This window comes from Pseudomonas sp. NFACC24-1 (assembly GCF_900115235.1).
In the GTDB taxonomy this organism is placed as follows: Bacteria; Pseudomonadota; Gammaproteobacteria; order Pseudomonadales; family Pseudomonadaceae; genus Aquipseudomonas; species Aquipseudomonas fluorescens_AA.
Genome location: NZ_FOVS01000015.1, coordinates 1 through 18,566, shown reverse-complemented (window position 1 = coordinate 18,566; position 18,566 = coordinate 1). Strand labels below are relative to the sequence as shown.

The 18,566-nt window shown below is 59.1% G+C and carries 15 protein-coding genes and 2 pseudogenes; 3 read left to right on the top strand and 14 right to left on the bottom strand.

Annotated elements, in window-relative coordinates; genetic code table 11:
- Nucleotides 1-57: 57 nt before the first annotated feature.
- From BM317_RS15515 to BM317_RS15470, 11 genes are all read right to left on the bottom strand, one after another.
- A complete protein-coding gene (locus BM317_RS15515) occupies nt 58-522 on the bottom strand; it encodes a hypothetical protein (RefSeq protein WP_092474919.1) in 465 nt (154 codons plus the stop codon).
- Between the two features lie 93 nt (nt 523-615).
- Nucleotides 616-1,230: a class I SAM-dependent methyltransferase gene (locus BM317_RS15510; RefSeq protein WP_092173211.1), complete on the bottom strand. Its 615-nt coding sequence runs from the start codon at nt 1,228-1,230 to the stop codon at nt 616-618.
- Between the two features lie 61 nt (nt 1,231-1,291).
- Complete coding sequence (locus BM317_RS15505) at nt 1,292-1,852, bottom strand: hypothetical protein (RefSeq protein WP_092474915.1); 561 nt, start codon at nt 1,850-1,852, stop codon at nt 1,292-1,294.
- Entirely contained in the window at nt 1,849-2,643 is a 795-nt protein-coding gene (locus BM317_RS15500) for a hypothetical protein (RefSeq protein ID WP_092173205.1), read from the bottom strand. The genes BM317_RS15505 and BM317_RS15500 overlap by 4 nt, the downstream gene beginning before the upstream one ends.
- Before the next feature lie 23 nt (nt 2,644-2,666).
- Nucleotides 2,667-5,483 carry an ATP-binding cassette domain-containing protein gene (locus BM317_RS15495; protein ID WP_092173203.1) on the bottom strand — a complete coding sequence of 939 codons (2,817 nt, stop codon included), beginning with the start codon at nt 5,481-5,483 and terminating at the stop codon, nt 2,667-2,669.
- Nucleotides 5,480-6,265 carry a hypothetical protein gene (locus tag BM317_RS15490; RefSeq protein ID WP_092474912.1) on the bottom strand — a complete coding sequence of 262 codons (786 nt, stop codon included), beginning with the start codon at nt 6,263-6,265 and terminating at the stop codon, nt 5,480-5,482. Before BM317_RS15490 ends, BM317_RS15495 begins: the two co-directional genes overlap by 4 nt.
- A complete protein-coding gene (locus tag BM317_RS15485; RefSeq protein ID WP_092173197.1) occupies nt 6,262-7,653 on the bottom strand; it encodes an MBL fold metallo-hydrolase in 1,392 nt (463 codons plus the stop codon). The genes BM317_RS15490 and BM317_RS15485 overlap by 4 nt, the downstream gene beginning before the upstream one ends.
- A complete protein-coding gene (locus BM317_RS15480; RefSeq protein ID WP_092474910.1) occupies nt 7,650-9,122 on the bottom strand; it encodes an MBL fold metallo-hydrolase in 1,473 nt (490 codons plus the stop codon). The genes BM317_RS15485 and BM317_RS15480 overlap by 4 nt, the downstream gene beginning before the upstream one ends.
- 89 nt (nt 9,123-9,211) lie before the next feature.
- A complete protein-coding gene (locus tag BM317_RS30720; protein WP_170842363.1) occupies nt 9,212-9,373 on the bottom strand; it encodes a hypothetical protein in 162 nt (53 codons plus the stop codon).
- Between the two features lie 229 nt (nt 9,374-9,602).
- Nucleotides 9,603-10,541 carry an AraC family transcriptional regulator gene (locus BM317_RS15475; RefSeq protein WP_092173190.1) on the bottom strand — a complete coding sequence of 313 codons (939 nt, stop codon included), beginning with the start codon at nt 10,539-10,541 and terminating at the stop codon, nt 9,603-9,605.
- Between the two features lie 22 nt (nt 10,542-10,563).
- Complete coding sequence (locus tag BM317_RS15470) at nt 10,564-11,397, bottom strand: oxidoreductase (protein ID WP_092474908.1); 834 nt, start codon at nt 11,395-11,397, stop codon at nt 10,564-10,566.
- Nucleotides 11,398-11,606: 209 nt separating this feature from the next.
- Between BM317_RS15470 and BM317_RS15465 the strand changes: the two genes are divergently transcribed.
- The 3 genes from BM317_RS15465 to BM317_RS15455 all read left to right on the top strand — a co-directional run bounded on the left by BM317_RS15465 (nt 11,607) and on the right by BM317_RS15455 (nt 15,587).
- Nucleotides 11,607-12,122 carry a sigma-70 family RNA polymerase sigma factor gene (locus tag BM317_RS15465; RefSeq protein WP_060743083.1) on the top strand — a complete coding sequence of 172 codons (516 nt, stop codon included), beginning with the start codon at nt 11,607-11,609 and terminating at the stop codon, nt 12,120-12,122.
- On the top strand, nt 12,109-13,092 hold the full coding sequence (locus tag BM317_RS15460; protein ID WP_092474906.1) for a DUF4880 domain-containing protein: 984 nt from the start codon (nt 12,109-12,111) through the stop codon (nt 13,090-13,092). The genes BM317_RS15465 and BM317_RS15460 overlap by 14 nt, the downstream gene beginning before the upstream one ends.
- A gap of 122 nt (nt 13,093-13,214) precedes the next feature.
- The gene (locus tag BM317_RS15455) at nt 13,215-15,587 is read left to right on the top strand and encodes a TonB-dependent siderophore receptor (protein WP_092474903.1); all 2,373 of its coding nucleotides are present in this window, start codon (nt 13,215-13,217) and stop codon (nt 15,585-15,587) included.
- 121 nt (nt 15,588-15,708) lie between these two features.
- Here the strand turns inward: BM317_RS15455 and BM317_RS15450 are convergent.
- The 3 genes and pseudogenes from BM317_RS15450 to BM317_RS15440 form a co-directional block, all read right to left on the bottom strand.
- Nucleotides 15,709-16,656: pseudogene (locus BM317_RS15450) on the bottom strand (leucine-rich repeat domain-containing protein); the annotation flags it as partial.
- 42 nt (nt 16,657-16,698) lie between these two features.
- Complete coding sequence (locus BM317_RS15445; protein ID WP_256574151.1) at nt 16,699-17,730, bottom strand: IS4 family transposase; 1,032 nt, start codon at nt 17,728-17,730, stop codon at nt 16,699-16,701.
- Nucleotides 17,731-18,213: 483 nt separating this feature from the next.
- Nucleotides 18,214-18,566, bottom strand: a pseudogene (locus BM317_RS15440) (IS4 family transposase); the annotation flags it as partial.

Sequence of the window (18,566 nt, the reverse complement as noted above, 5' to 3'; positions counted from 1 at the left end):
ACTCTCCCTGTGCCTTGTATCGGCCGCCGCACCGCGTCGGCCGAGTCATCCCATCGATTACTCAGTGAGTACGTTGCTCATGTACACCTTGGTGTGACGCAGGTACTCCTTGGGAATTTGGTAACCGCCATAGGCTTTCACATGGCCGTCGATATAGCCGCTCATGGCCTCGCGCGAAGCAAATATCTGCTTGGCCCGCTCGAAGGTCGCCGAGTCACGGTAGATCATCAGGTGGATCAGCGGCTCGCCCAGCTCGGTTGGGATCAGGTTGATCACCTTGACCCCCTCCTTCGACTTGCCAGCATAGGTCTGCATGTACTTGGCCTGGGAGGTGACGAAGGTATTCAGGAACGCCTCTTCCTGGCCCTTGGGCGGCTCGAAAATGATGGTCATGGCCTTGCTGGTGGAGGTTGCAGCCGGAGCCGGAGCCGGGGCTGTCGGGGCCTGGGTCTGAGCCCATGCCTGGTTGCCAAAAAACCACAGGAGGCCGACCAGGCCAAGACGCGCCGTAAGGTTGTTCATCGCTATCACCTTTATTGTTACTGATGGCTTAATTTCTTATGTCTAGCCAAACACGTCCGGCGAGCAGGCCCGGATGGCAGACTCGGCTTTTTCTTATTTGTGCAACACAACTGAAATCATTCGTCCTTCCAGGTCCGCCGTCGGGTTGGCGGTATCCCTGGGATCAACCCGCACTGAGCTGATTTCCACCCGGCGATAGTGTTCGAACATCACACGCTGGTACTCCGGCGGCAGCAAGGGCCGGATGCAGAACAGCGACAGGCGCCCGCCATCGTCGAGCAGTGACTGCGCGGCGAACTTGAGGAACCTGAGGTTCTCATCGTCAACCGCCGCCATGTCATCGGCGAACGGATCGAAGAATATCGCCGAATAACGCTGGGGGCCGGTATCAAGCTGCTGCCAGTAGCCGGGGAGTAACTGAATGTTCGTGCGCGCGCCCTTCCAGCGCTCGGCCCGGTCCAGCACCTGTGGATGGGGCTCGACAATGGTATGGGACGCCGGGCCGAATTCCTGCAGGATGCTGGCCGAGATGCCCATGCCGAAGCCGATTTCCAACAGCCGGTCGTCCGGTGCGATCTTGAGGTCCTCGACCATTCTGCGAATCAGTGGCCTTTCCCATTCATGCATGACGTACTCGTCGCCGATGCGCAGCGAATCGCTGGTGTAAACCGCCTCTGTCGCCAGATAGTCCTTGCGTTGCGGATCCATAAGCACTCCTTTTCTCTTCACTCAGCGTAGGTTCGGCGATCACGCCAACAGTCTCGTGGCGTCACCTCACCAGTTTCAATTCGGGCCTGCCGATGAACGCTTGCGCCGGCGTTACATTTGATTTCAGCAGCAGGGTCTGGAATCCGCCCTTGAACGGAATCCTGGCGAGGATCGCGATACTCAGTTCTTCGAGGTACAGCGAAAAACCCTGCAACGCCTGCAGGGGTAGACCGGCAAGCACGGCGTAAGCGATTTCCAACAGCAACTGGTCGAGATAGATCACCAGTGTTCTTTGGCTGTGCCGACGGAGAATCGCTTCCAGTTCGATGGCAAATGCATGATAGAGCGTGTTGAGGCTCGGGCTGCCGTAGCGATCAGAATAGGGATCGAACAACCACTCCGCCTTGTGGGCCCCATGAACCTGCTGCGGATCGTAGAACTCCTGCTCGAGGACGAGGGTCTGGATCCCAAGGCTATCAGCCAGGTCCAAGACCGGGGCATAGCAGGCCGAGCGGCCGGACAGCACTAGCAGGTCGCTATGCGCACGCTGCAGCGTCTGCAGATGGTGTTGCAATAACGCCTCGTCAGACTGCCGCGCACGACGCATTAGAATCACGTTCATCTCGTCGAACTCCTGAAGCCAGCCTCGCAGGCCGCCAATGCCTCGATATGCCGAGTACGAGTAGCGCCGACGATACAAGCGTCGACCTGCCGATGATGAAAGGCGTAGTCCAGCGCAGGCGCCAAGGGAATATCGCCGCCCGCCAGGCAATGCACGGCGTAAAGACGCGATCGGGCCTTGATCTGGCGCAAGTAATCGGCGTAAGTCGCGCATTGCATGTTCAGTAGGTTGACCGGCACCGCAGCGCCAGCGAACGATCGCTCTCTCAACACCTGCAAGAAGCCGGCACTGGGATGGAACCCCAGGAGAATCCGGGAAGCCGCCGGAATGGCCGCCTCCATCTGCCGCAGGATCGCCTCGAGCAACGCGTACTGCTGTTGCGCGAGCAAAATGTCCAGCCAGTCGCCCCCCAGCGTTACCAAGCCAGGCTGGCAGCAGCGGACGATATCGAGGTCTTCGGCTATCTGTTGCGCATCGGCGGCGAAGGTATAGCCAGGGGCTGTGTAGTAATACGTCGGGTTGGCCTGGACCTGACGGACACTGACGCTCTGCCCCGTGGCCTGCTCAGTCACTCGCAGCAGAAACCGTGAATGATAGATATGCCGTGTTCCTAGGCCACCCGCCAAGGCACTGCTGACGGCCTTAGCCGTGGGCCAGTCGCCACTGGCCATGCCCAGGCCGGAACTGGCCAGGACCCAGCGCGCGATCCCCTCGACCTGTTGCGTCGAGTAGGGACTGCCGTAACGCTTGAGAAACCCCCGGTCGCCCAGGTACAGCACTGGCTCACGCATGAGTCTTTCCTTGCACCGGATAATCAACGAGCCAGCTCGCCGAGCTCAATGTCATGCTCCAGCCGGCAACGATGATCCACCAGTACCAGGGTGTTGCCGCTACGCTCGACGTAACGGCGCAACGCTTGCACACGCTCGGCCAGTTGCTCGGCGCGCAACCCCCTGAACGGCTCATCCAGCAACACCAGATGGTGGCGGTCCTCTGGCAAGGTGCTCAGCCAGGTATCCAGCCAATCACTTGCTCCGAGCTCATCGCCGAGCAGCGCCAGGGCATTGCTGTCCAGGTAATAACGGGGTGATGTCATGGCCTGCGTCACGCCCGCGTCTTCAATGGTCACGTCGGTGATACCGGCCACGCCCTTGAGGTACTCGCTCTTGCCGGAGCCGGAGTGCCCCGATAGCGAATACAACCGGCCCCGTTCCAGGGTCAGGGCACGATAGGCACGTTGAGCGACAAAGGGCGCGATGCTCAGGCTCTGCCCGGCGATAGCCACTGCTACCGAACTTTTGGGCCGGGCAAAATATTGCAGGCGCTCCACCGACACCGACTGAGATTTGAACCCCGTGATGGCCAGAAATACATTGGCCAGGTCGGAACGAACTAGCAGCAAAGCTGTGACCGCGAGCACAAAAGCCGAATCGCTTGTCCGGTAGAGACTGCCCATCAAGACCACCAGGACAATCACCAGGTCACTGAGCAAGGTGCAACTGGCCGCTGTGACTGTGCGAGTGATCACGCTGCGCATGCGGGTGGTGTAGAAACTCTTCAGCCCCTCGGCTATCGCACCCCGCTGGGTGAGCGCCAGCCATTCACCCAGGCGTTCGAAACCCACGCCACCGGCCCGGGAAATGGAAAATGCCACATGGGCCGAGCGTAGTAGGGAGTCGAATCCCTTGACGCTCTCCACCCGGGTCCGATACAGCTCGTTGATCGAAAGCCGGTACAACACCGCCAGCAGGCCGCTGAACAGCAGCGCCACCGCGACCCCGAACAGGCCGAACCCCATCCACAAGGCCACGCCATTGCACAGCAACAGCGCGAAAATCCAGGCAATGTCGTGGGCATACCAGGCGATGCGTTCGAATGTCGTGGTGACATCGCGAGAAACCACCTGCAGCGCATCGGCCAGGCCGGTAACCCGGATGTCCCGCAGACCATCGATGAACAAGCGGGAAAAGCGGCTGCGCAACAGATTTTCGATAAACAGCCCGGCAGCTATTCCTGCCCCTACCCCGACCACGGCATACAACAGAACCTGCCAGGGCGAGAAACCTGCCTCTGGCAGCGTCAGGTTGGCCGCATAGCTCATCATCAGTGCCGGCACCAACAACATCAGTCCCCCCCAGCAACAATATTTGAACAGATCGCCGAGACTGAAGCGGTCCAGCGCCGGGGGGCCGGCCGGCACCGTCGAAGCCGTCCGCTCAGCGATCTCCGCCGGCAGGGCCTCACGCTGCGCTATCGCTCTTGCGGCCGAGGGGCTGAAGCTGACCCAGGACAGGCGTTCCAAGGCCTCTTTCACTGCCAGCGCGGCGGCGGCGTCCAACGCCGAAAAGTCGTGGTCGACACTGAGGGTCCCGTCCTGGATACGGGCCAGAAACACACCGCGCAGCAGCTGCAGGCGCAGGCGCTGTCCGGCAGATAGGTTGCTCGCGTCCAGCTCGATAGGCAGTTGCAGAACCTGCTGTGGGTCCTGTCCCAGCTCGGGTACCAGCCGGAAAGCGCCCAGCAACGCATGCAGGTCCTCGCGCTGGCTCTCCAGTGGACCAGGAATCAGTTCGACCAGCGTCGCGGGCCAGATCGGCCAGTCGGCGTCGAACTCGATCACGCCGCGCGCCTGATCGGCAACATCGGGTAGCAATACCGGATGCCTGGAGGAATTCTGATACAGGCCATTGAGTGCTTCCAGGGAGCGGCCGACGGCCTTGTAACTCACATAGGAGCGGGGCAGCGCGAGCACCGCCGCCAGCAACGGAATGCTTAGCCAGAAAATCGCCCCGTCCCAGACCATGGCCGATTCCGAGGTACCCAACAGCCCCAGCAAGACAAAAGGAATCAAGCGGCCGAAACCGATGATGTAGCTGTCGGCGCCGCGTAGCAGCGTATCTAGGTTGCGCAGGGAGCGTTCGTCCACCAGTGTCCGCTCGATGCTCTGCAAGGCCGTATGGTCGGCGAACTGTTTGAGCCACGGTCCTTGGCGCAACCATGCCGAACATTGTTCGATACGCTGCGCCGTCATATCCATGATTCGCTCGTAGTTGCGGTCCGCGAGCCTGGACAGCAGATAGGAAAGCGGCAGGAACATACCGATCACCGCAACCGCCCAGAACCCTGCCGTGCCGAAGACCAGCAACGCCAGCAGGATTGAAAGCAGCAGGAAAACCGGAATAGCCAACAGGTTAACGCTAGCACCGATACCATCGAGAATGACGCTGAAATCCCGCGACACCACCCGTTCCAGCACCGACACCTCTACCCCGGGCTGCATCTTGCGCACCAGAAGGCGCTCGAACTCGCGGCATAACCTCAGGGAGATGTAGCGTTCCAGATTGAGCTCGCTCACCACCAGCAAGAACCCACTGATGGCCAGGAACGCCAGGAGCGCTGTATCCGCCAGCACGACATCGGCAGCGCCTTGGGCCGCCACCAGGGTGCTCAGCTTGTAGATGAACAACAGCGGCACGCTGTATTGCAACAACGACACAAGTACATAAGCGCTGACCGCCCAGGGCGCAAGGCTGAAGGCCAGGCCGAAAAAACCATCGACGAAGGCTCGCCCTTCGGAACGAGCGACCGTCCGATAGCGCAATGCCGGGGTAAAACAATACATCCAGTTCACGGCCGCGCCTCCTCGCAGTACACCCGACCCGACTCCAGGGCCTGTACGCGCTGCAGGCAGTCTCGGATTTTCTGCAGATCGTAATAGTGGGCGGGAATCTCCCGGCATTCGCAGTAATGGGCCACCCATTCCTCCAGAGTCCATGAAAATGCCGAGCTCGCCCCCAGGAAACGGCTCAAGGACAAGATGTCGAACCAAACGCTGCGTTGCAGGGAATGAGTCTCCAGGTCGAGGACACGCACGCCCTCCACGGTAACAAGCAGATGCTCCGGCTTGCAGTCACCGACGCTGATGCCCTGCAAGTCGAACGAGGGGAAACGACAGCGGGACGACAGGCAGGGATCGATAAACTCAGGGGTACTGCGGTGCCCCATGACGCGCTGGATATTCGCCAGGGCCGTGGCATGCATCGCTGCGTAGGCCGCAATCACTTCAGGTAGATCGGCCGGACCGGGCAAACGGCCCTGGAGAAACTCCAGCACCAGTACCTGATGCCGCGCATCCTGATATCGCACGCCTGCGATCGGCCCCGAGCGGAAGAGCAAATAACCGCTGGCTTCAGCGGCATAGGCCTCCTCGTCGAAGTAACGCTTTATCACCACCTGCTCGCCCGAGGCCATGCACAGGCCCGAGCAGACCAGCGACTTCACCGACTGGCCGAGTACCTGCAGAACCTGATAACTCTCGGCCAACAACTCGGCGAGCGCCTGTTGCTGCAACTGCAGCTGGGCGGAGCCGAGGAGCTCCAGATGCACATGGTCAAAGGCTATTTGCCCGCTCATGGCGCAGTCGCCAGGGACATTTCATAACTGCGCAAGGCACGTCCATAGTCCACTTGCTCGTTGTAATACTCGAGCCAGAACGCAAGCGGGCTGTCATAGCGATCGCAGACATACCACTGCGATGCCGACAGATTGAGCAGCTCCCATATCTGCAATTCGCCGAGAAGCAACTGGCAGAAATCGTCATGGTCGACACGGATGCCGTAGGGATAACGCTTGATCGCCCCCGCGCCTTCGTCCGGCACCTCGACGAACTCGACCCTGGACACGTCCAGCAGCCATTGTTGGCCGATGCCGTCGTCCCGGGTCAATTGCAGCACCGCACGGCACGGGCCAACGGGGCGCCCCAAGTAGTTGCTCTGGGTCATCAGCACCTGACCGTAGCGGGTAATCAGCCAGGTCCTGGCCATTTCATCGAGATGGGCCTTGATCCGCTGTGTGTCGAGCGAGACCGTCCGGCGTCGCCCTTTCGCCGGACGGAACCCTGCCTGTTCCTCGGATGCGCAGATCCAGTCCGCCGGTTCGCCAGGCCGTGCCGCCGCCACGTCGAAGCTTTCGCCGGGCATCAGTGAGTGCACCGCCCGCAACAACGACAGTTCACTGCAGATCTGCGCCAGTTCGAGGTTCGACCAGGGGTGATGCATTTTACCAAAGGGATCGCGATAACCATTGCCCGCGAGGATCAAGGTCGGCACCTGGTTCAGTCGGCGCATCGGCTTGTGTACGATTTCGTCCAGCAGACGCAAGCCGGACACCCGGGTGTAGCGTTGGTCGGGCACCGGCAATAGGTTGTCCAGGCCGATCGGCCCTTGCGCCCCACTGCCCTGAAAATTATTGGTCATCACCATGACCTGAGGCCAGGCAATGGCTCCACTATTGACATCGGCAAAGTAAGCGTCGGCGATGCGGGTATCGGACTGGATGAACACCGCCTCGCGCCCCCGATGCTCGACATGCAGCGATGCTACCCGGCTGTCCCAAAACAGTACCTCTGTGCAGGGCATGTAGAAGCGCAGGCTCAGCGAGCCGATAAAGAACTCGGCCTGAGTATCAACCCGCCGCACCTCGTAACCGCAGGCGCGGACAATCGCCTCGGCCGCGCCGGGAAACAGTTCCGGGACATAGACCACTTTGTGTTTGAGCAAGTATCCGTAGTCCGATGATAAGCGGCGCAATGAGGCCGGGTGAAAATGCTGCAGGTGCTCGGTGGTCAAGACAATGCCGTCCACCGCCGGCATGCGCTGCAAATCGACGTTGCGCGCCGGGACTATCGTGAACTGCCGGTCGGCATCGGAACCGAAGCCACCACCCAGCACCGGGTCGATCAATACATGGCTATCGCCAGCCCGCAGCGACCAGCTTTCGTGGCCGATCATCGTCAGCTTCATGGGCACACCTCCAGGTTACGCATGCTGCGCCCGATGATTTTCGCCAATAGCTCAGGGCTGCCGTTCTCGCCGTAATAGCTGTAGAAGAACGGGATCAGGCCGTCGAAGATGCCGTTCTCGAACCATGATTGGACCGAAACGCCCACGATGTCCCAGATCTGCAGATCCCCCTCGACCATGCCGATGAAGTCCACCAGGGGCAGGCATACGCCGAAGGGATACTGCGCCACCAGCGATTCAAGCTGGTTGTGCGCCTCAGCCTCGAACTGGCCGCTGATGAGGTTCAGCGCATAGCTGTCCTGACGCCCCAGGGCATGCGAGGCAAAACTGAAAACGATTCTTTTCGGCCCGAGCTTGCGTCCCTTGTAATGAGACATCGCCAATACCTTGCGCCCGGTGATGAACAGCATCAGGCTTTTCGCCAGGCGCTGCAGCTCGGCTTCCGCGCGCCGCAGCAGCTCGTCATACGACTCGGCGTCCTGCACGTCCGGGCGCACCGAAGCGACCACCTCGACGGTCTTGCGCGCCTTGATGAACTGGTCCAGCTCCTCGATCAGCAAGTTGTGCTGCACCTTGTCCACCTGGACCCAGTCGATAACCGCCTGCGGCCCGGAATAAGGATCCAGGGCAAAAGCTTCGCCTGGCAGCAGGCCGACAATATTGGTGTCCAGGCTGAGTCGATTGGCCAACCGGCTCAATGTCGGCTGGTCGGAAAACGGGAAAGCGGCGAACCCGCCCAGGCGTTTGATGAACCCGCCGCCGCAAAGGGCTATGTTCTCGGGCTGCACCGGAAAATCGTCCATGTAACTGGTCAGCACGGCGCTCAGCACACCGATCCCCAGCGGACCGACCTTACGGTTGCTGTCACTCGCGTTCTTACCCCAGTTTTCCAGGGACTGAAAAGCTCCCGGGGGCGATACCCTGGAGTTGTTCGAGACGATCACCAGCTTAGGCGGTGTCAATCGTCCTTCGACGATATCGGTCTTGAACACTTCGGACACCAACGCGTCCACGGCAATGAAGATGCCAGTGCCAGGCTGTTCGGCCTCCTCGATATGCACCTGGGTGACCCGGCTTTCCCAGAAGGCGGTCTTCGGATCCGCCGGGTAGAAGCGCAGGTTCAGGTCGCCAACCCGCATCGGCTCGGTGTCGTTGACTTGCGTAAGGGTGAACCCGAGGTCGCGGATGCATTGCTTGACCGGTTCGACAATGGTCGCCCCCACCACAAACCGGGCGGAACGTGGCAACAGGTTCAGCGACTGGATATCGAAATGATCGGAATGTTCGTGACTGAGGAAAATCAGGTCTACATCGGACAGTGCCGTGGCATCGACAGTGCGCGGAGGATAGATCTCGATCCGGTGCTCGTCGACCAGACCGAAGTCTTCACACAATAGCGGGTCAATCAGGATTCTGGTGCTTCCATGCTCCACGAGCCACGTTTGATGGCCGATAAAGATCGCCCGCATGTCCACCTCCTCCCTGGATGACAACTGGATACTCACTACCCGAAAAGCGAAAAAGCAAGAAAGGACTTTCTTGCTTTTTCGGGGTCAGCTCAACGGTGGTACGCGCAGCTTGCAGCCTTGGTTTCGGATACACGGGTCTTGGACTTCTGAATGGCGTCGCTCAAGACCTGTAACTCTTCCTTGCTGAAAAGTACTTTTTCGCTGTCTTGATGGTTGGGTGCGGTCGCACCCTGCTGGATCTTCTGGCTCATGACTTGCTCCTTGTCTAGCTGTTTCCAGGTACGCCAAGGCGTAATGGCGTCCTGTCGCGAGCCAATATAACCGAGGACTCCGACTTTTCAAGAAAGAAAAGTTCCCGGAAAAGTGACGCAACCGCAGTCTCAGGCACGGAGTAAACTTTTGATACAAATCTTCTGAAAACCACCAGCTCTTGTCCGACCTGCGAGAGGATTCACCGAACAGAGGTTGCCGTTTTGATGCCTAATGCGACGACACATAAACCGACGGCCCCACCGGCGCCGGCAACGCATAAGTCGCCTTCATCCATTCAATCTCTGCCTGAGGCGTTCGCCCAAACAGGCGCTTGAACTCGCGGCTGAACTGCGAGGCGCTTTCGTAGCCGACGTTGAACGCCGCCGTCGAGGCGCTCATGGTGTTGCGCAGCATCAATAATCGCGCCTGGTGCAGGCGTGTCGATTTCAAGTACTGCATGGGCGTGGAGTCCGTCACGCTGCGAAAGTGCAGGTGAAAATTGGGGATGCTCATGTTGGCTTCGTGGGCGAGTGTTTCGACGTCCAGATGCTCGTGGTAGCAGCTGTGGATCTTGCGTATCGCCCGGGTGATCTTGCCGAAGTGTCCCTGGCGACTGAGCGCGGCGCGCATCGAACCGCCCTGCTCGCCGGTCAGGATTCGATAGTAGATTTCCCGTATCAGCGAAGGTCCCAGGATTTGCCCTTCGCCCGGGCGACTCATGGCTTCCAGAAAACGCAGCGTCGAGGTGCGCAGCAAGTCGTCCATGGGCGAGGCGTACATGCCTTTGGGTTGCTCGTCGCTGGGGCCCAGGGTTTCGTCCACTTGCAACATCAACTCGCTGGCCAGTTGCAGATCCAGGCGCATGTAAACCGCCAGCATGGGCTCCGCGGCGCTGGCGTCGGTCTCCATGGTGAAGGGAACCGGGACAGACACCACCAGGTAATGCTGGGCGTCATAGACATAAACGTCGTCGCCCAGATAGCCCCGCTTGCGCCCCTGGCACAGGATCACGATGCCGGGCTCATACAACACCGGCGTGCGCGTCAGCGGTCGGTTCGAACGCAGAAAACGGATGTCTTCCAGCGCGCTGAGGTTGTAGCCCTCTACCGGTGCGAGCTTCTCCATCAACCGCACCATGCGCGCGGTGCAGGCATCAACCTGGGTCATTGACGTGCCTCTTGCTTGCCATTCAATCGTCCGTCGAACGGCTCAGCGCTTCCCATTGATCGATCTCCCTGGCCGCGCGGCTCAGCTTGTCGCGCACCAGGCTGAGGGCATCACTGCCCAGCAGCAAGTGGGCCGGCGGTGTCGGGCTGTCGATCAGTTGCAACATCGCTTGGGCCGCCTTCTGTGGATTACCCGGCTGCTTGCCGCTTTTCTCTTCTCGCGCCTTGCGTATCGGGTCGAAACTGGCGTCGTAGTCGGCAATGCTTCGCGGAGTGCGTTGCATCGAACGTCCCGCCCAGTCGGTGCGAAACGAGCCCGGTGCCACGGCGGTCACGAAGATGTTGAACGGCAGCAATTCCTTGCTCAGCGTATCGGAGATACCTTCCAGCGCAAACTTGCTCGCGCAGTAGAAGGAAATGCCCGGCATGGTGATGGTGCCGCCCATGGAGGTGATGTTGAGGATATGCCCGGCGCGGCGCTCGCGGAAATAAGGCACGAAGGCCTTGGTCACCGCCACCGCGCCGAACACGTTGACGTCGAACTGGCGACGCATCTCTTGCAACGGTGACTCTTCGAAGATGCCCTCATGGCCATAGCCGGCATTGTTGACCAGCACGTCGACCGGGCCGTGGCTGGCTTGTGTGGCGGCGACCACGCTGTCGATCCGCTCGAAGTCAGTGACATCCAGGAGCACGCCATGGGCCTGATCCGGGGACAGTGCCTCGAAGGCCTGCAACGCCGCTTCACTGCGCACGGTGCCGATCACCCGATGGCCCGCCGCAAGCGCTTCCCGCGCCAGGGCATTGCCCAGGCCGCTGCTGACGCCGGTGATGAATAGGGTTTTTCTGCTGCTCATGGCGAGCCTCCAATAAAGTGGGAACGAGGCCATGCTAGCGACGCAGAACCTCGACACCTATGCCGGTTTGCCTTGCAGCCTTGCCTATTCCTATCAGGGCTCGGATACCAGGACCCGTCTGGCGCATCGGCTCCCACACATTTGCACTGACGTCAGCCGCCTGAATATAATGCGAGTCATTATCAATTATGTATGTTTCCGGGATGCTGATGCGCAGCAACGACACACTGGGCAATGCCGACCTCACCCTGCTCTATCGCAGCCACCATTCCTGGTTGCACAGCTGGCTGAGCCGGCGCATCGGCTGTCACGAAAGCGCGGCGGACCTGGCGCAGGACACATTTGTACGTCTGCTCAAATCGCGTCAATTGAGCCCCTTGCGCGAACCCCGGGCTTATCTGAGCAGTATCGCCCGTGGACTGATGATCGATCGGTATCGCCGTCGCGAGCTCGAACGCGCTTACTTCGAGAGCCTCGCGCTGCTCCCTCCACAAGCGGCCCCCTCTGAAGAAGAACGCTTGCTGATTCTTGATAGCCTCGAGCGGATCGACCGCCTGCTGGACCTGCTCAAACCGAGGGTTCGCGAGGCTTTTCTACTCGCCCAGCTCGACGGCCTGACCTGCCTGCAAATAGCCGAAAAACTCTGCGTTTCCCGCTCTACGGTTGAACGCGACCTGGCCAAGGCCCTGCAACACTGCTATCGCTTGCGTTATGCCGAACAGTGAAGCGCAAGCGCTGGATCCCGCGGTGGTCGACCAGGCGATCCACTGGCTGGTACGCCTGCGCTTCAATCCTGCCGATGAGCAAACCCAGCTCAGTTTCGAGCACTGGCTGCAGCAGCGTGCGGAACATCGATTAGCGTGGCAGCGCGTGGAAGCGCTTGGCGATGACTTCGCGGGCGTGCCACCTGATTTGGCCCGGCACACCCTCAAGGGCGCCCGCTCAGGCCTGCATCGGCGCCAAAGCCTCAAGCTACTGGGTGCATTGGCCACCTTGGGTGGCGCGGCCTGGCTGGGCCGCGACTACACGCCACTACCGGCCATGCTGGCCCAGCAGCACAGCAAGACCGGCGAGCAGAAGCGCTTCCAACTCGATGATGGCAGCCTTATCCAGCTCAACAGCGACAGTGCAGTCGACAGCTATTTCAATGCACAGCGGCGCCTGATCGTTCTGCGGCGCGGCGAAATCATCGTCAATACCGGCCCGGACGCAGGCTCGGCTCAACCGCGTCCGTTCTGGGTACAAACCCGCGACGGCCTCATACGCACCCTGAATGCCCGGTTCCTGGCATACGAGCGTGACGACGGGACGCTCATCGCGGTGCAGGGCGGCGCCGTCACGGTGTTTCCTGGATCCAGTCAAACCCTTGCGGTCAACGACACCGTCCAGGCCGGCAATCAGCGGCTGTTCACCTCGGATGGCGTTCGTGAGTTCAAGGATAACGGCCTGGATGTCTGGAGCTGGAGTGACGGGGTGATCAGCGCACGCAACATGCGCCTCGGTGATTTCATCGGGGCCTTGTCGCGTTATCGCCCGGGCCTGTTGCGCTGCACCGAAGAGGTCTCGGACCTACGTGTTTCCGGCACCTTTCAACTCGCCGACACCGACCAGGTATTGGCATTGGTTGCGCAGTCACTGCACCTGCGGATCGATTATCGGACCCAATATTGGGTGACGTTGAACGCCGCCAGCTAAGTGTTTTCTTCGTCGCATATCAACATCAAATAAAAATGAGGTGATTTCTCATTCTCGTTCGGCATGTAAGAAAGGCCGACCTACAGGCCGATCTGCCGATCCCCTTTCCACGGAGCGAGTTAATGAGTGCGTCCCCGGTTCCCCAGCGTCATCTACTGAATCGTGCCATCCACGGTGCGATCTTCGGCGTCCTCGTCAGCAGCTATGCGCTACCCACCCTGGCGCAGTCCTCGACCGTTGAGCAGACCCACCCGGTGCACCAGTGGAACATTCCCGCCGGTCCCCTGGCACCGGCGCTTGACCGCTTTGCCCGGGAGGCGGGTATCAGTCTTTCCTTCGACGCTTCAAGCGTCGCGAACCGCAATACCCGGGGCGTGAGCGGCACACTCGATACGCCCGATGCCCTGTCGTCGTTGTTGCAGGGGAGCGACATCGCGATACAGCAGCAAGGCCCGAACGCTTACTTGCTGACGCCGCAACCCAAGGCGGACGCCGACCTTGAGGACTATCGCCTCGCGCCCATCCTCGTCAACGCCAAGGCCAGGGTCGACGGCACCGAGGACAGCAACTCGGTGGTGGCCCAGGAACTCTGGGTCGGCGGCAAGGTGGCCACCAGCATCCTCAATACGCCCGCCTCGGTTTCCGTGGTGACCGACAAGGAAATGAAACAACGCAGCGTGAGCACCACCGAAGAGCTGCTGCAATACACGCCAGGAGTCATTACCGACTATTACGGCACTGACGACCGCAACGATTATTTCCAGATCCGCGGCTTCCAGGCCACGACCTATCGGGACGGCCTGACCCTGGGGTCGATGCGCGGTGTGCGCGAAGAGCCTTTCGCCTATGAGCGAGTTGAAGTAATACGCGGGGCCAACTCGACGCTGTTCGGCCCGGCCGACCCGGGCGGCTCGGTGAACTTTGTCAGCAAAAAGCCGCGCTTCGACAAGTTCGGCCAGGGCTACGTCACCTACGGTTCGTTCGACCATGTCGAAACCGGCATCGATGTCGGGGACTCTCTGAACGAAGAAAAAACCGTGGCCGGTCGCTTCACGGCAAAGATGCAAGACAGTGATCGCGAATACGACCATTCACGGGACGACAACAAGTTCCTGATGGGCGGCCTGACCTGGTCACCCACGGACTTCACCTCGGCCTCGGTGATCGTGGACTACCTGAAGACCCAAAGCTCGCCCAACAGCGGCGGTTACCCGCTGGACAAGGAATACGACCGCGACAAGTTCTACGGCGAGCCCAGCTACAACTTCCACGACGTCGAACGTACCAACATCAGCGGCACCTTCAGCCATGATTTCGACAATGGCTTCGTGCTGCGCAGCAACCTGCGCTACAGCGAACTGACCGATGATTTCGGCTATGTGTTCCTCAGCGACTCCCCTACCCGCACCGGCACCACGGTCCCGCGTTACATCTTTGGCACTGACAGCGAAGCCGAGCAACTGAACGGCAACTTGATGCTGCAATACGATGCCCGCTTCGAAAACATCGACAGCAGTACATTGGTGGGCGTGGAGTACGGCGACTCTTCGACCGAGGAACGCTCCGTCTATGCCACAACAGGCTCCATCGACCTGGCCAACCCCGTGTTCACCGGTGTACCCAGCGGAGTAGCGCCCTACAGCAACAACAAGCTGGATACTAAAACCAAGGCCGTGTTCCTGCAGCAGAACCTGTCCTTCTATGAGCGCTTTATCGTCACCGCCGGTGTACGCAACGACTCGTTGGATCTGTCCAGTACCGATATCAACAACGTAAAAGAGTCGGATGATTTCTCGGAAACCTCTTATCGCGGCGCGCTGACCTATATCGTCAACGACGAAGTGTCCACCTACGTCAGCATGGTCGAATCGGTCTCACCACCAACGGTGGGTGTAGTGCCGAAGACGGGCACGCAATACGAAGTGGGCGTGAAATATGCGCCCATCGGTATGGACGCGCTGTTCTCGGCGGCCGTCTACGACCTGACCCAGGAAAATGTCAGCATCGCCGTCGTACTGCCCAGCGGTGTCATCGAGCAGCAAACCGTTGGCGAATCACGGGTACGCGGCCTGGACCTGGAAGCCAAGGCTGAGCTGACTCCAAATCTGAGCCTGGTGGGTGGCTACTCCTACATGGAGTCCGAAGTGTTACGCGGTACTTTGTACGACGGCAGTTCACTCAAAGGAAATGAGTTCGCCACCGCCCCCAAACACTCCGCGTCACTGTGGAGCTATTACAACATCCCCGACACCGATGTCAGCGTTGGCCTGGGCGCGCGTTATGTGGGCTCTTACTACTTCGACGCGGCCAACACCGGCACCAGCGATGGCACGACACTCTTCGATGCGGCCTTTAACTACAAACTCTTCAAAGGCACTGACCTGGCGGTTAACGTCAGTAACCTGCTGGATGAGCAACATGTGGTTGGTTCGGGGACTGCGAACTACTACAACCCGGGTCGAGAAGTGACCGCGAAGTTGAGTTACAACTGGTAAAAGCTGGCCGTTCATGATTGGGGCTCGGCCTGATGTGGGTCAGTCATTGAACGGCGTAAACCTGTGGGAGCACAACTTGCTCCCACAGGTTTGAACCTACAGAGCCAGACTGCGGCGAGCATCAAATACCCGGGCCGCTGACGCGAGCCGGCAACCTGGCCAACCGATCCCAACCCTCGACACTGATCCCGGAACAGTTCAGCAACCACAGTGTCTGCAACGACAATTGCTCCAACACCGGCACTGCGGCTGAGGTAATCCGCGATTCCCCGGGATCTGCCGAGATCGTCAGATCACTCAACGGCAGCCGAACAAGGTGGGCCACTCCGGCGTCGGTGAGCCAAGGGCTGTCATACAAACCCAGGCGCCGCAGCGGCAGATCACGCAAGCAGGCCAGGTCAGCATCGAGCAGGTCCAGGCCGCTTATTTCAAGTTGCTCCAACGGCAAACCCAACTCGACGAGCTTGCGCAGAAGCTTGCCATCGACACCGCGACAGAAGCTGAGATTCAACCGTTTCAGTGGCAGGCCGGCGAGTTGTTTCAGTTCCTTCCAAGTTAGGTCGTTCAATGACAGGTCAAGGGACTCCAACTCCAAACCATGCAGATCGCTCAACGTATCTGCATCAATGCCTTGCACATCGGAGAGCCCCAGGCGCTTGAGTGGAAATCCGTGCAGCACATCGAGCCGCTCAATTGTTTGACGTGAAGATTTGAGATTCAGGTCGGCGAGTGGCATGCCTTCCAATATCTCAAGGTCGTCCTCGCAAACATACGAAGAGGGAAGCGAAAGCCGTTCGATGGGCAGACCCGCAAGGGCGTGCAGCGTGGCGTCTGTTGCGTAACATTGATCCAGGCTCAGGGAGCGCAACGCGCTCAAGTGGGAGAGCCATGCAGGGTCCTTCAGGATTGCGCTGCTCCAGCCGAGGGACAGTTGCTCAAGGGGGTGACTGCTTAAGTGCGCCATCCCACGGGACGTCAGCTCGCCGACGCGTTCCAGCGTGAGTGATCGCAATCTGAGGTTTGACAGCCCGAGAAGGCCATCATCGGTGACGTCATCGCAACGGTTCAGTAGAGAAAGGGACGAGAAAGTGAGAAAGGGGACAGATTTATTTTAAAACACCGAGTAAGCCAACAAACCCACTCCCTCTGACCTCATAAAATAAATCTGCCCCTGAGGGATCCCCACAAATCTATTCCAATGCCTGCGCCTCTTGATGTACCTCTGCTCGCAACGCGTGCTCAAGTCTCTCCAAAGTTTTTCGAGAGTTTGAGCCGCGTCCGCTACGCCAGTATTCCAGGCCCAGCCGCCATAGCGATAACACTCGTCGGCGTTTAAGGCTATTGCTTTGAAAACGGCGCTCATGCCCGCCTCGCGGGCCTGCAACCCCGTTAAACAAATGATGTAATTAGCCAGAGCCGAGATCAGCAAAAGTACTTCGATTCGGCGTGGGCAGTGACTCCGATGGCGAGTGACGCCTACGCCAAAATACTCACTTTTTACATCTCTGAAGCCTTCTTCTATCTGCATGCACTGTTTGTAAATGGCCACGATTTTCGATGGATTCCATTGATCTTCCGGCAGGTTGCTAGCCAATAACCAGGGCTCTCGTTCACGATTGGCCGATTGCCTGCTGAGTTTGTTTTTGGCGATTGATCCGGTGACACGCTGGTGTTTGCGACCTTTTGCCGAATGCCTAACGCAGTACAGATGAATGATGTGCGGAGCGCTTTGGGTCATCTCGATCCGCCCCAATGACTTCGGTGAGGACGATGCCAGAGCGTAGAGGTTTTTAACGGGTAGCCAAGTGTCTGCGTCGGCTCGGTAGAGATCCCGGTTACGCACGCGTCCCACGTAATACCAGCCTTGCGCCTCGACGGCTTTGATCCATGGCCGGCGAAAACCTGCATCAGCCACAAGGACCGGGACGCAATCTTCGGGAAGCATTTCGGCCAGCGTTTGTAGCAATCGTTTTTGATATTTCGGACAACCCTCACGTTCATGAACGCTCTCGTAGATCGGGAATGAGCGTCCCGCCAAAGGGATGGCTGCGCGCAACAAAAAGAACTCTCCAGCCGCATCAATGGGTGACCAATCAACCAGGATCAATGGATGCTTGAGCGAGCCCAACAGGGCTCGCAGCATGACCCAGTAAAACAGCGGGCGCTCGGTTTACAGATGCCGATTACCCAGCAGCCGATCCACTCGTTTGATGGTGTGTTTGGGATAGGCTTTGCTCGGTAAAAATCGACCAAGCCCCGTCAGAGTGAGCCGACGTCCTCGTAGCAATGCGCTGACACAACACATCAACGTTTTCAGGCGACGAGAGTGAACACCGGGAAGTGCTTGAGCGAGCGCGCTGTGTAAGAATCGGATGGCCTGCATGGGGCGGGATCTTGTTTTGTGTGGTGCAACACAAGCTGCCGACTCATGCAGGTATCTTCAATATTCCAACTTCTTGATTTTTCGTAAGAAAGTTCGGGGATTCCTCAGAATCTGTCCCCTTTTCGCTTCGTCCCCTTTTCGCTTCTGTCTCCATTACGCCCTCCTGAAAATAGATCAGATGGTGTAAACCTTATTCAGGACGGGACAGACATAGAGGACAAATAAATCTGTCCTGAATGGCACTTACTTAACCTTCTTCGGGTGTCCATTCTTCCTGACCTCGGCCCTTGCTGATCGACGTGTTTTCATCAGCATGGGGTAAGGCTTGGGTCTTCGTTTTATGGCGCGCGGTTCAATCCTGCCTGGACGCTTACCGACACGCTTCTGGGCAATCAGCTCAAGCAGATTCAGCATTTTGTCCTCTTGCTCTTGAGCCTCGTACTGCCTCCACGCAAGGCACAGCTGAAGGCTATGTTTGAAGCTCAGCTCGCGAGGCAGGCAGTCGGCTAACAGAGCTGATTGCATCATGAGCATCCGTATCAGGTTGTGCGCCAGCAGGTAAATCCATAACTCTTTGACGGCCATATCTGGCGTCT